12 protein-coding genes are annotated in these 12,866 nt (G+C 70.2%); 4 read left to right on the top strand and 8 right to left on the bottom strand.

From position 1 onward, the window contains the following. The 8 genes from FRW57_RS09465 to rpmH all read right to left on the bottom strand — a co-directional run. A partial coding sequence (locus tag FRW57_RS09465; RefSeq protein ID WP_152185886.1) for a ParB/RepB/Spo0J family partition protein occupies window positions 1–987 on the bottom strand: 987 nt, incomplete at its 3' end. Between the two features lie 190 nt (window positions 988–1,177). Next, complete coding sequence (locus FRW57_RS09460; protein ID WP_420853242.1) at window positions 1,178–2,383, bottom strand: ParA family protein; 1,206 nt, start codon at window positions 2,381–2,383, stop codon at window positions 1,178–1,180. A gap of 213 nt (window positions 2,384–2,596) precedes the next feature. Continuing rightward, window positions 2,597–3,412, bottom strand: coding sequence for a 16S rRNA (guanine(527)-N(7))-methyltransferase RsmG (rsmG, locus tag FRW57_RS09455; RefSeq protein WP_152185885.1), 816 nt, complete (start codon window positions 3,410–3,412; stop codon window positions 2,597–2,599). A 27-nt stretch (window positions 3,413–3,439) separates the two neighbouring features. Continuing rightward, on the bottom strand, window positions 3,440–4,204 hold the full coding sequence (locus FRW57_RS09450; protein ID WP_420853241.1) for a R3H domain-containing nucleic acid-binding protein: 765 nt from the start codon (window positions 4,202–4,204) through the stop codon (window positions 3,440–3,442). Between the two features lie 85 nt (window positions 4,205–4,289). Continuing rightward, window positions 4,290–5,579 (bottom strand): membrane protein insertase YidC, encoded by a 1,290-nt coding sequence (yidC, locus tag FRW57_RS09445; protein WP_152185884.1) that lies wholly within the window; start codon window positions 5,577–5,579, stop codon window positions 4,290–4,292. A 50-nt stretch (window positions 5,580–5,629) separates the two neighbouring features. Beyond that, on the bottom strand, window positions 5,630–5,944 hold the full coding sequence (yidD, locus tag FRW57_RS09440) for a membrane protein insertion efficiency factor YidD (protein ID WP_137119510.1): 315 nt from the start codon (window positions 5,942–5,944) through the stop codon (window positions 5,630–5,632). Continuing rightward, on the bottom strand, window positions 5,941–6,306 hold the full coding sequence (gene rnpA, locus FRW57_RS09435; protein WP_137119509.1) for a ribonuclease P protein component: 366 nt from the start codon (window positions 6,304–6,306) through the stop codon (window positions 5,941–5,943). Before rnpA ends, yidD begins: the two co-directional genes overlap by 4 nt. 27 nt (window positions 6,307–6,333) lie before the next feature. Then, complete coding sequence (gene rpmH, locus FRW57_RS09430; protein WP_137119508.1) at window positions 6,334–6,471, bottom strand: 50S ribosomal protein L34; 138 nt, start codon at window positions 6,469–6,471, stop codon at window positions 6,334–6,336. A 544-nt stretch (window positions 6,472–7,015) separates the two neighbouring features. Between rpmH and dnaA the strand changes: the two genes are divergently transcribed. The 4 genes from dnaA (at window position 7,016) to recF (ending at window position 12,743) form a co-directional block, all read left to right on the top strand. Beyond that, entirely contained in the window at window positions 7,016–8,491 is a 1,476-nt protein-coding gene (gene dnaA / locus FRW57_RS09425; protein ID WP_137119507.1) for a chromosomal replication initiator protein DnaA, read from the top strand. A 723-nt stretch (window positions 8,492–9,214) separates the two neighbouring features. Next, entirely contained in the window at window positions 9,215–10,348 is a 1,134-nt protein-coding gene (gene dnaN / locus FRW57_RS09420) for a DNA polymerase III subunit beta (protein ID WP_152185883.1), read from the top strand. 96 nt (window positions 10,349–10,444) lie between these two features. Further along, complete coding sequence (gnd, locus tag FRW57_RS09415) at window positions 10,445–11,503, top strand: phosphogluconate dehydrogenase (NAD(+)-dependent, decarboxylating) (protein WP_152185882.1); 1,059 nt, start codon at window positions 10,445–10,447, stop codon at window positions 11,501–11,503. 37 nt (window positions 11,504–11,540) lie between these two features. After that, window positions 11,541–12,743: a DNA replication/repair protein RecF gene (recF, locus tag FRW57_RS09410; protein WP_152185881.1), complete on the top strand. Its 1,203-nt coding sequence runs from the start codon at window positions 11,541–11,543 to the stop codon at window positions 12,741–12,743. Window positions 12,744–12,866: the final 123 nt, after the last annotated feature.

Raw genomic sequence — 12,866 nt, 5'->3', positions numbered from 1 at the left:
ACCGAGCGCGAGCAGTGCGCGCGCGTGCCCGGCGCTGAGCACGCCGGCGGCTACGCGGCGGGCCACCAGCGGGGGGAGCTTCAGCAGGCGCAGCGTGTTGGAGATCTGCGGACGGGACCGACCGATCCGGGACGCGAGCTCGTCGTGCGTGCAGCCGAAGTCGTCCAGCAGCTGCTGGTAGGCCGCGGCCTCCTCCAGCGCGTTCAGGTTGCTGCGGTGCAGGTTCTCCAGCAGCGCGTCGCGCAACAGGTCGTCGTCGTGGGTGTCCTTGATGACCGCCGGGATGGTCTCCCGACCCGCCGCCTGGCTGGCCCGCCAGCGCCGTTCGCCCATGATCAGCTCGTAGGTCGCCGCGCCGTCCGCACCGTCGCCGGAAGCGGACGTGTCGCTGGCCGCCGAGCCCGACCCACCCGCGGTGGAGGTGGCGTCGCGGCCCACCACGGTCCGGACGACGACGGGTTGCAGGACCCCGATCTCGCGGATGCTGTGCGTGAGCTCGGCCAGGTCGTCCTCGTCGAAGACCTCACGGGGTTGCCGCGGGTTGGGCCGGATCTGGTCGAGCGGGATCTCGGCGAACCGCGCCCCGGGCACCGGCGTCAGGTCGTCGTCAGTCGCGTCGGCCGCCTCACGAGGATGGTTTCCCGTGAAACCCTCAGTTCCGGACTCGCCAGTGGGGTCCTCCGAGGCGCCCTTGTTTCCCGTGAAACCTTCACGGTCCGACGACTGCCCCTTCGCCCCTTCATGGGCTTCGTCGCTGTTTCCCGTGAAGCCATCCACTCCTGAACCGCTCGACGTAGGCTCAGCCGCGTCATCCCCGGAGGGCCGGTCGTGCCGGCCGGTGAGGGCCCCGTTGTCACCGTCACCGTGGTTGGCGTCCGGTCGGTTGTCCTTGAAGAACACGTCGGTCGGTCGGGCGCTTCCTGCTGGTGGAGCACTGGGGATCAGGGCACCCAAACCACGACCCAGGGCACGGCGCTTCTCACTCACAAGGACCTCGACCTCTTCGATGAAATCTCCGGGTCGCGACGATGACGTCAGCCATCACGGTTCAGGCAGTCGCAAGCGTCGGGAAACCGGCGACCCGGAAGGACGGACCCACGGTACCCGGCGAGTGCCCTCCGCCCGGGCTCACCCCTCGGCGAGTCCCCCCAACGGCTCCAGAGCCTCGGCATCGCCCTCAGGGTCGAGCTGCCGCCTGAGTGTCACCGCTGGTCTTCGCTGCGCCACGGTGGGCGATCTCGCTCGCGGCCTCGAGGTAGGACAGGGCTCCACTGCTGGACGGGTCGTAGGTCAGCACGGTCTGTCCGTGGCTCGGAGCCTCCGAGATGCGCACCGAACGGGGCACCGTCGTGCGCAGGACCTGGTCGGGGAAGTGCTCGCGGACGTCGTCGGCGACCTGTGAGGACAGCCGGGTCCGACCGTCATACATGGTCAACAGGATGGTCGAGAGAAACAGGTCAGGATTGAGGTGGCTGCGGATCAGCTCGATGTTCTTGAGCAACTGGGAGAGGCCCTCGAGGGCGTAGTACTCGCACTGGATGGGGATGAAGACCTCGTCCGCGGCCACGAAGGCGTTGACCGTCAGCAGGCCCAGGCTCGGGGGGCAGTCGATGAGCACATAGTCGAAGCCTGCCTCGGGTTCCTCCTCGACCGCGGCTTCCTTGAGGTAGGCCTCCAGCGCCCGGCGCATCCGGGTCTCCCGCGCCACGAGCGACACGAGCTCGATCTCGGCTCCTGCCAGGTCGATCGTGGCGGGCGCGCAGAACAGGCCGGGCACGTCGGGGCATTCCTGGATGACCTCGGCCAGGGGGCGGCTGTCGACCAGCACGTCGTAGATGCTGGGGACCTCGGCGTGGTGGTCGATGCCAAGGGCGGTGCTGGCATTCCCCTGCGGGTCGATGTCCACCACGAGAACGCGCAATCCGGCCTGGGCCATGGCCGCCGCGACGTTGACCGTCGTGGTCGTCTTGCCGACGCCGCCCTTCTGGTTGGCCACGGTCAGGACCCGGCACTGCGCCGGCCGCGGCAGTGACTTGCCCACGAGGGTGGCACGCCGCCGCACATCCTGCGCCAACTGGCGGGCCAACGGTGTCTCCTCCTCCGGAATGGCGTCCGGCTCCAACATCCGGCTCACCGCGGAAGAGTCCACCGCAGGCAGGGGCTCCCCCTGGGGCGTCGGTGGTGAGGTTTCACGGGAAACATCGTGATCTCGCGCCGTCTCTTGGGCCTCTTCCACCACAGGAGCCTCAACAGTCACAACTGACACCTCATGCTGAGGGCTGGCCATCGTTTCGGGTGTGGCCTCGTCGCTGGCCTGGTCGTGCGCCAGCAGTGCTGCGGAGGGCCACCCGAGCGGGGTGGGTGAGGGAGCAGGTGACTCCATCCGTGGCCACCCGAGCTGCTGGCCGGCTTGCCTCTGCGTCACTGGTGGTCTCTCCTCATCTCGGGCGGAACGGCGTGGTGGACCTGGTGGCGAAGGCATCGGCGCTGCGGCTCAGCGCACCGGTTCCCGGTTCCCCCGGACCACTTGGTGCGGCCACCCGACAGATGTCGCTGTGCAGCGGCCCTTCCACGCGAGCAGGGCCTGCGGGTCAGCCTAACGTCGGGACCGACGGTGGGAGCGGCGGCCGCCCGGCCGGCTACGTCCCCCCGTCGCATCCACGACCGTTCGATCCGGGCGCACCGGCTGGTCGACGAGCAACCGCACGACCGTCGTCACCGGGTCGAGCATGCCGGCACCGTAGGTTTCGACGACCTCCTCCACGGAGCCGAGGCGGCGCACCGCGTCCCGGTCGCGAGCAAGCTCCTCCGGAGCACTGCTGCCCTTCAGCGCCAGCATCGCGCCTCCGGCGTCGACGAGCGGCAGGCACCAGCGCGCGAGCTCGGCGAGCGGCGCCACCGCCCGAGCAGTGACCACCGGCGCCATGAGGTCGCCCCACAGCTCCTCCGCGCGGCCGCGGTGCACCGTGACGTCGGACAGCTCCAGCTGGCGCACGGCGTCCTCGAGCCAGGTGGTCCTGCGCAGCATCGGCTCGACGAGGTGCAGCTGCAGGTCGGGGCGCACGATGGCGAGGACCAGGCCGGGGAGCCCGGCGCCGGACCCCACGTCGATGACCGAGGCGCCGTGCGGGATGGCCTCGTGCACCACTGCGCAGTTGAGCAGGTGTCGCTCCCACAGGCGAGGAACCTCGCGGGGCCCCATCAGTCCGTGTGTCGCGCCGGTGTCGGCCAAGAGCTCGGCATACCGCTGGGCCAGCTCCAGCCGGTCCCCGAAGACTGCCCCGGCGATGACCGGAGCGGGCACCGAGGTCTCGGCCCCGGACGCGGAGGTCTCCCGGGCACCGTCCCGTGGGCCGGCACCGCCCCGGGGGTGGTCCGCGCCTCCCGTCGGCTCCGGCCCGTGGGCAGTCATCGATTCACGTGAAACGTCGGTGGGCCGTCAGCGCGGGAGGATGACGACGCAACGGTGCGGCTCGACACCCTCCGACTCCGAGGACAGTCCGGAGGCCAGCACCTCGTCGTGCACCACCTTGCGCTCGAACGCCGTCATCGGATCGAGGGTGGTGCGTTCACCCGAGCTCTTGACCTGCTCGATCGCCGTGCGTGCCGTCTCGACCAGTGCGGCACGGCGCTCGGCCCGGTAGCCGGCCACGTCGAGCATCAGCCGACTGCGCTCCCCCGTCGCCGCCTGGACCGCGAGGCGTGTCAGCTCCTGCAGCGCCTCCAGCACCTTGGCGTGGTCACCCACCAGGCGCCGAGGCACGCGCCCCTCCTCGGAGTCGACGATCGCGACCGCGGCACGGTCGCCGTCGACGTCCACGTCGAGGTCGCCGTCCAGGTCCGCGATGTCGAGCAGCTGCTCGAGGAAGTCCGCAGCGACCTCGCCCTCGCGCTCGAGCCGCGCCACGAGCGATCCGTTCTCGACCTGATCGTCCGACGTGTCGGCCGCGTCCGCGGTCGTCTCACCCTCGGCCGCGTCACCCGATCCGCTCGTACCGGTCGATGCCGCCTGCGAGCCTGCGGTCGCGCTCTCCTCGGCGGCCTCGGTCACCGACGAGACCTCCGCCCCCGTGCTCTCCCTCGCACCGCCGGTCTGCGCAACCGGCGTCTCAGTGCCAGATTCCGTGCCGGCTGCGGTGCCGAGATCGGTGCCCGCCACCTGCGGGGTGGGCTGCTCCTGGGTGGTCGCGGACTGTTCGCTCATGGTGGCTCCTGCTGCGTGTGGGCCCGGGGCGCGCCCGGGCGGGTACGAGGACTGTGGTTACCGGCGGGTAGCCAGCCGGTGCCGACTACCGGGGACGCCCCGCGGAAGGGGCCCCCTTCTTCTTGCGCTTCTTCTTGCCGCCCTGCCCGGGCGGCGTGGACTTGGCGCCGGATGCGTTGGGGCTCGACGACTTCACGCCGCTCGAGCTCGAGTTGTTCTTCGCGCCGGAGGTGGTGGGTGTCGGCTTCTTCGCACCGGGGGACTTCACGGGCGTGGGGCGCTTGGGCGTCTTCGCCCCGCTGGTTCGCGCCGCGTCGTCACCGTCCGCGCTGCTGTCGGATCCGCTCAACTGCTCGCCGGCACTGCCGTCCGCAGCCCTGCCCACCGCGCCGGCTCCACCCACCGCCTTCTGACGGTCCTTGCGCTTGGGCTGGACCCGCTGCCCCGAGACCGGGCCGACCGGCTCGGGCGCGACCTCCTCCTCGTCCTCCTTGTGCAGGCCAGGCAGGCTCAGGCGGGTGTGCACCTTGCCCTGCTTCACCCGGCGCTCCTCCAGGGCGCGCTCGGCCGGGGAGCCCGGGGCCGGCATACGGCGGATCACATAGAACTGCTGGCCCATCGACCAGACGTTGGTGGCCAACCAGTAGAGCAGCACACCGACGGGGAAGTTGATACCGGTCACCGCGAAGAACACCGGCAGCAGGTAGAGCATGTACTTCTGCATGTTCGCCGCGGGGTTGTCCAGCGCTGCGGCGGGCATGTTCTTGCGCATCAGCTGGTGCTGCGTGGTGAAGGTGGTCGCCGACATCAGGATGATCAGCACCGCGGTGAGGATGCGGACGTTGATGTTGTCCGGGGATCCGAGGAACGTCGACGACAGGGAGGCGCCGAACAGCGTCGAGGACTCGGCCGAGCTGGCGAGCGCCTTGCTCATCGGGCCGATCGGTGCGTGCGTCCCCTGGGCGATCGAGTGCAGGTCGTTGAGCACGCGGAACAGCGCGAAGAAGATCGGTGACTGCAGCAGGATCGGCAGGCACGAGGAGAACGGGTTGGTGCCGGTCCGCTTGTAGAGATCCATCGTCTCCTGGCTCATCGCCTTGCGAGAGTCGGGATCGGACTTGCCCTTGTACTTCTTCTGGATCTTCTGCATCTCCGGCTGGATCAGCTGCATCCGCCGAGAGGCGTGGATCTGTTTGACGAACAGCGGGATCAGGATGATCCGGATGACGATCGTCAGCCCGATGATGGAGAACGCCCAGGTCCACCCGGAGTCGGCCGGCATGCCGATGAAGCTCAGCGCCTTGTGGAAGCCGACCATGAGGGCGGCGACCGCCCACATGATGGGCTTGAGAACTGTTTCCTCGAGGGTCTGCATGCGGTCCTTCGGGTCTGGTCAGTCGGGCACGACCGGCCGGGCGATGGGTACTAGTGGTCTTCGGGGCGTCGGTCGGAGCTCGACAGCGAGTCGGATCCCTTTGGTGGCGGAACGTGGTCGACGCCGCCGGGGTTCCACGGGTTGCAGCGCAGGAGCCGCCAGACCGCCAACCGCGAACCCCGCAGTATGCCGTGTGTCTGCAGCGCGGTCACGGCGTACGCCGAGCAGGAGGGATAGAAGCGGCAGCTCGGCGGGCTGAGCGGGGACAGGACGAGCTGGTAGGCGCGGATCAGCCAGATGAGTGGCTCCGCCAGCAGGCGCCCCGGGCTCCAGCGCGGTGCAGCGGCGTGGGGGTGCGTGCTCACGGGGTGCCTCCGGGAGTCGGGAGGCGGCGCAGCACGGCGGGTAGCACCCGGTCGAGTGCGGCGGCCAGCTCAGGCGTGTTCGCCGAGGCGGCCGCAGGTTTGGCCCGCACGACGATGTCCGTGCCGAGGGGAAGCGAGTCGAGCCGTGGGCTCACCAGGGCGCGCAGCACCCGCTTGACCCGGTTGCGCACGACGGCGCCACCGACCGCCTTGGAGACGACGAAGCCGACGCGGGGCGGTAGTCCCGCCCGTGCGTCGCTCGCACCCGCATGCACCACGATCAACCGGCTGCCCTGCCGGGGTCCACGCACGGTCGCCGCGAAGTCACTGCCCGAACGAAGGCGGTGAGGCGCCGGCAACACGGCTCGGTCCCTGGCTTCGTCCCTGGGTCAGGCGGACAGCTTCGCGCGGCCCTTGCCGCGGCGCGAAGCCAGGATGGCGCGGCCGGCGCGCGTGCGCATACGCAGGCGGAAACCGTGCGTCCTGGCCCGACGGCGGTTGTTCGGCTGGAAGGTGCGCTTGCTCACGAGGTACTCCGTTACCGCAGGTCCACGTGAGGGCGCCTGCTTCAGAAGGGGTGGTGCGGGTCGAGTGCTCCGACGACGGCCGGCCGCAATCGGAAGCCCGCGGGCCCGGTCACCACGGCAGTGGAACCGCGCATCGGTCGCGGGCATGCGAAAACGGCCCATCGCCTCGGGCCACCGACAACGGTACGCGAGCGCCAGTCACAGGGTCAAACGCGAGGCCCTCGTCCTGACCCCCTCCCATGAGTTTGCTAGAACTTTGCTCGGTCGATGTCGAGCCGACACGCCGCGGACATGTGCAATGATCTGACCCATTCCGGTGGCGGACAGCCGGCCGCGGGCCCCCAAGCGGTTGCTCGCGGACCGGGGACGTTGTGAGCGCCCGAGGTCTCACCTCTTCTATGCACAGGCTGTGGATAAAGGTGTGGATCAAGGCCCTAGGATGAACGTTCGTCGTCGGCGCAGGCGCATCCCGCGACGCCGACGACCGCACTGCACGACGACCTGGGCACGTCCCAGAGGAAGTGGGGCTGGGGCGTGACTGGACGTGAGTGACGGCAGAGCGAGCGACGGCGCAGCGCAGGTCGACTTCGCGGACGTATGGCGCACCGCTCTCGCCTCCCTCGACGAAGCCGGCATCCCCGCCCGCGACCGTGCCTATCTGCGCCTCACCCGCCTGGTGGGCCTGCTGGACGAGACGGCCCTGCTCGCGGTGCCCTACGAGCACACCAAGGAAATGCTCGAGAGCGGCCTGCGCGAACCGGTCACCTCGGCGCTGCGCGGCCAGCTCGAGCACGACGTCCGGCTGGCCGTGACCGTCGACCCCGGGCTGCGGGCCGACGTCGAGCTGACCACCGAGGCCACCGACGCGGGCATCGGCGAGGGCGAGCTGGACGCCGAGGAGGACCTCGGCCCGTTCGCCGCCCGCCGGATGGACAACCACGCGCCGAGCCGGCCGAGGATCGCCGACCGTGAGCAGAACGAGGTCGAGGCAGCCCGGCTCAACCCGAAGTACACCTTCGACACCTTCGTCATCGGCTCGAGCAACCGGTTCGCCCACGCGGCCGCCGTGGCGGTGGCCGAGGCGCCAGCCCGTGCCTACAACCCGCTGTTCGTCTACGGCGACTCCGGACTGGGCAAGACCCACCTGCTGCACGCGATCGGTCACTACGCCCGCAACCTGTTCCCCCACGTGCGGGTGCGCTACGTGAACTCCGAGGAGTTCACCAACGACTTCATCAACTCGATCCGTGACGACAAGGCGTCCGCCTTCCAGCGCCGCTACCGCGACGTGGACGTGCTGCTGATCGACGACATCCAGTTCCTGCAGGGCAAGGAGCAGACGCAGGAGGAGTTCTTCCACACGTTCAACACGCTGCACAACTCGGAGAAGCAGGTCGTCATCACCTCCGACCAGCCGCCGAAGAAGCTGTCCGGCTTCGCCGAGCGGATGCGCAGCCGGTTCGAGTGGGGGCTGCTGACCGACGTCCAGCCCCCCGACCTCGAGACCCGCATCGCGATCCTGCGCAAGAAGGCGATCCAGGAGCGGATGGACATCCCCGACGAGGTGCTTGAGCTGATCGCCAGCAAGATCACCACGAACATCCGCGAGCTCGAGGGCGCCCTGATCCGGGTGACCGCCTTCGCGTCCCTGTCCGGCCAGCCGATCGACGTGACCCTGGCCAGCTACGTGCTCAAGGACATCATCCCGAACGGCGACGGTGGCCAGATCACCGGCGCGACGATCATGGCCCAGACCGCCACCTACTTCCACATCAGCATCGAGGACCTGTGCGGCCAGTCCCGGTCGCGCACCCTGGTGACCGCCCGACAGATCGCGATGTATCTCTGCCGCGAGCTGACCGACCTGTCCCTCCCCAAGATCGGGCAGCTCTTCGGCGGACGCGACCACACCACGGTGATGCACGCGGACCGCAAGATCCGCCAGCTCATCGGCGAGCGGCGCCCCATCTTCGACCAGATCACCGATCTCACCGGCCAGATCCGCAAGGCCGCCCGCTGAGGCTTGGTCGTGCTTGGTCGTCCTTGGTCGTCCTTGGTCGTCCATGGCCGCGCTCCACACAGGTTCCACAGCCCCGTCCACAGCCCAACGGCCCCCCGAAGCGCCGGTCACGCCGTGCGCGAGCCGCACACCGTGACCGGCGGTTGTCCCCAACCTGTGGATAACTCTGTGGGTATCCACGGTGTGGACCCTGCTCGGTCTCCGGAGGCCGGCGGGTCCCGCGACCGAGCACCCGTCCCTCCCCTGTGGACAACTCTGTGGATCACCGGTGCACAACTGCCCGTCCACGGGGGAGAACCCTCCTTCTGCACGACACCGCGTTGTGGACGACGGCCGACCGTCCCCAGCGGCCCGACGTTGTCCACCACCGGTGTCCACCCGGCATACACAGGGTGAACGTGGCACTGACCTGCGCCGTTGGTGGTTGTCCACAGGATCCACAGCCCCGATGACCACGACGAGATTCCTCTACCGGAGATTCCGCCCCACGTACCTGGGGATCAGCGGCCACCCACCCGGAGGACGCCGAGATCACCGACCGGAGCCTGCCTGCCACCACGCAGCCCAAGGTTGGCGCGGCCCCGCTGTGCGACTAGTGTCAGCACCCCACCTGTGTGCCGGTCGCGACGCCTGCCGCGCCCGACCGGCACCGGTGCCTGGTTTGTCTTGGCGGCTGGTCAAGACCCGTGACGTTGTTCTGATGTGGTCGAAGGGCGGATTCCGGTGAAGTTTCGGGTTGAACGCGATGTCCTCGCCGATGCCGTGACGTGGGTGGCCCGCGGGCTGAGTCCTCGTCCGCCCGTCCCGGTCCTCGCGGGTGTGCTGCTCGAGGCCCACGACGACGGCACGCTGACCCTGTCGGCCTTCGACTACGAGGTCTCCGCACGCGTGACGGTGGCCGCCGAGGTCTCCGAGGCCGGCACCGCCCTGGTGCTCGGCCGGCTGCTCGCCGACATCTCGCGCAACCTGCCGGACCGGCCGATCGACATCGCCACCGAGGGCAACAAGGTCCAGGTCACCTGCGGCTCGAGCCGGTTCAGCCTGCTGCTCATGCCGAGCGAGGACTACCCCACGCTGCCGACCTCGCCGGAGGCCAGCGGCACCATCGCGGGAGACGTGTTCACCCAGGCCGTCGGCCAGGTGAGCATCGCGGCCGACCGCGGCGACACCCTGCCGATCCTGACCGGTGTGCGCGTCGAGGTCGAGGGCGACAAGGTCACCCTGCTGGCCACCGACCGCTACCGCCTCGCCATGCGGGAGTTGAACTGGAGCCCCTCGGCGAGCGACGCGAGCCACGTGGCGCTGGTGCCGGCGCGCAACCTGTCCGACACGGCCAAGTCCCTCGGCGCCTCCGGCAAGGTCGAGATCGCGCTCGGCGCGTCGGCCGGCGGCGAGGGCCTGATCGGGTTCGAGGCCGGCCAACGGCGGGCCACCACCCGCCTGCTCGACGGCGAGTACCCCAAGGTCACCTCGATCTTCCCCACCAGCGTCGACTCGGTGTGCGTGATCTCGACGCCCGGCCTGGTCGAGGCGGTCAAGCGGGTCGCCCTGGTCGCCGAGCGCAACACGCCCGTGCGGCTGCGCTTCACCGACGGCCAGGTGATCATCGAGGCGGGCACCGGTGACGACGCGCAGGCCAGCGAGGCGGTGGAGGCGACCCTGACCGGGCCCGAGCTCGAGATCGCGTTCAACCCGCAGTTCCTGCTCGACGGGCTCGGCGCGCTGGGCACGGCATACGCCCGGCTGTCCTTCACCCAGCCCAGCCGGCCCGCGGTCATCTCGGGCCAGGACGAGGCGGATGGCGAGGCCGACGAAAGTTACCGCTACGTGCTGATGCCCGTCCGCTTCGCGAACTGAGGGGATCCACCGTGACCAGGAAGGCAGGTATGCCGGTCGGCTGACCGACGCACCAGGCGCCCCGAACCACCCATCGCCAACCCGCAAGGAGTCATCATGCAGCTCGGTCTGATCGGTCTCGGCAAGATGGGCGGCAACATGCGGGAGCGGCTGCGGGGGGCCGGCCACGAGGTGGTGGGCTACGACCGCAACCCCGAGGTCAGCGACGCCACGAGCCTGCAGGACATGGTCGAGAAGCTGGAGGCGCCCCGCACCGTCTGGGTGATGGTGCCGGCGGGCGACCCGACCCGCGAGACCGTGGCACAGCTGGGCGACCTGCTCACCGAGGGCGACCTGGTGATCGACGGCGGCAACAGCAGGTTCACCGACGACTTCGCCAACGCGGAGCTGTTGCAGGGCAAGGGCATCGGCTACGTCGACTGCGGGGTCAGCGGCGGCATCTGGGGCCTCGAGAACGGCTACGGCCTGATGTGCGGTGGCGACCGCGAGCTCGTCGAGCGGGCGATGCCGATCTTCGACGCGCTGCGGCCCGAAGGCCCCCGGGAAGAGGGGTTCGTCCACGCCGGCGAGGTGGGAGCCGGTCACTACGCGAAGATGGTGCACAACGGCATCGAGTACGGCCTGATGCACGCGTATGCCGAGGGGTTCGAGCTGCTCGAGGCCAAGGACATCGTCAAGGACGTGCAGGGCTGCTTCAAGGCCTGGACCCGGGGCACCGTGGTGCGCTCCTGGCTGCTCGACCTGATGGTCAAGGCGCTCGAGGAGACCCCCGACCTCAAGGGAGTCAGCGAATACACCACCGACTCCGGCGAGGGGCGCTGGACGCTGGAGGAGGGCATCGCCAACGCCGTGCCCATGCCGGTGCTCGCCGCCTCGCTGTTCGCCCGGTTCTCCTCCCGCCAGGAGAACTCGCCGACCATGCAGGCGGTCTCGGCGCTGCGTGGCCAGTTCGGCGGCCACGCGGTGCGGATGCTCGGCGACGAGCACGCCGAGGTCAGCCCCGCGGCCGAGCCCAAGAAGGACGAGGGAGCCCCGCGCCCCGGCGCCCGCGACGACTCGGGTGCCGGCAAGGACGTCGCCGGCGCCGGACCGTCCTCGGGCACGGGGGACGTCGGCGGCGACGGTCCGACCTCGGGCACCGGCTCGACCCACTGACCGCCAGCACCTCCACGTCGATCCCGCGCGTGTCGACATGTACCTGAAGCACCTCACCGTCGGCGACTTCCGTAGCTATCCCACCGCTGAGCTGCCGCTCGCACCGGGCGTCACGACGCTGGTGGGGCTCAACGGGCACGGCAAGACCAACCTCGTGGAGGCCGTCGGCTACCTGGCCACCCTGGCGAGTCACCGGGTCTCCACCGACGCGCCACTCGTCCGCCACGGCGCGGACAAGGCCGTGGTCCGCGGCCTGGTCGTGCGCGACGAGCGCGAGACCCTGATCGAGCTGGAGATCACGCCGGGCCGGGCCAACCGCGCCCGGCTGGGCCGCTCTCCCGTGGCGCGGCCGCGCGATGTGCTCGGTTCACTGCGCACGGTGCTCTTCGCCCCTGAGGACCTGGCCCTGGTCAAGGGGGATCCTTCCGAGCGGCGGCGGTTCCTCGACGACCTGCTCGTGGCCCGGCAGCCACGGTGGGCCGGCGTCCGCTCCGACTACGACAAGGTCCTCAAACAACGCGGCGCGCTGCTGAAGTCGGCCCAGCCGGTGCTCCGCAGGGGCGGCTCCCGGCGCCGGCCGCCGGACGCCGAATCGGTGGAGGACGCGCGCGCCAGCGCACTGCACACCCTCGACATCTGGAACGCCCAGCTCGCGGCGGTCGGCTCCTCGTTGCTCTACGCGCGGTTGCGGCTGCTGCACGACCTGGTGCCCTACCTCTCGGCGGCCTACGACGAGGTGAGCGCCGGCCGGGCGGGCGCGCACGCGGCATACAAGTCGTCGGTGCGGGAGGAGCTGGCCGCCAAGATCGCCGCGGGAGAGGTCCCGACCCAGCAGGAGCTGCACGACGAGCTGCTCGCCTCGTTCGACCAGGTGCGCGACCAGGAGTTCGAGCGCGGCGTGACGCTGGTCGGGCCGCACCGCGACGACATGGTGCTCACTCTCGGCGAGCTCCCCGCCAAGGGCTACGCCAGCCACGGCGAGTCCTGGTCGTTCGCGCTCGGACTGCGCCTGGCCGCCTACCAGCTGCTGCGGCACGACCTCGGCACCGACCCGGTGCTCATCCTCGACGACGTCTTCGCCGAGCTCGACGTGGGCCGGCGCGAGCGGCTCGCCGCGCTGGTGGCCGACGGCGAACAGGTGCTCATCACGGCCGCCGTCGAGGCTGACGTGCCCGCCTCGTTGGCCGATACTGGGCGGACGTTCGACGTGACCATGGGAGAGGTGAGCCTGCGTGCCTGAGCCGGGTGAGCCGGAACAGCCCGACCCGATGGCGGCGGCCGCGGAGGCGCTGGCCCGGGCCCTGGTGTTCGCCGACAACAAGGGCATCGACGGCGGGGTCGGTGGTCTGGCCGCCTTCGATGC

The sequence above is a fragment of the Segeticoccus rhizosphaerae genome (assembly GCF_009192725.1).
GTDB lineage: Bacteria > Actinomycetota > Actinomycetes > Actinomycetales > Dermatophilaceae > Segeticoccus > Segeticoccus rhizosphaerae.
The sequence above is the reverse complement of the archived record's forward strand: the minus strand, read 5'-3'. Positions and strand labels throughout refer to the sequence as shown.

What these genes read in the sequence shown, in the direction of transcription:
- FRW57_RS09460 (WP_420853242.1), bottom strand. Translation starts at nt 2,383, where the DNA reads ATGGAGTCACCTGCTCCCTCACCCACCCCGCTCGGGTGGCCCTCCGCA.
- yidC (WP_152185884.1), bottom strand. Translation starts at nt 5,579, where the DNA reads ATGCAGACCCTCGAGGAAACAGTTCTCAAGCCCATCATGTGGGCGGTC.
- gnd (WP_152185882.1), top strand. Translation starts at nt 10,445, where the DNA reads ATGCAGCTCGGTCTGATCGGTCTCGGCAAGATGGGCGGCAACATGCGG.
- recF (WP_152185881.1), top strand. Translation starts at nt 11,541, where the DNA reads ATGTACCTGAAGCACCTCACCGTCGGCGACTTCCGTAGCTATCCCACC.
- rsmG (WP_152185885.1), bottom strand. Translation starts at nt 3,412, where the DNA reads ATGACTGCCCACGGGCCGGAGCCGACGGGAGGCGCGGACCACCCCCGG.
- FRW57_RS09450 (WP_420853241.1), bottom strand. Translation starts at nt 4,204, where the DNA reads ATGAGCGAACAGTCCGCGACCACCCAGGAGCAGCCCACCCCGCAGGTG.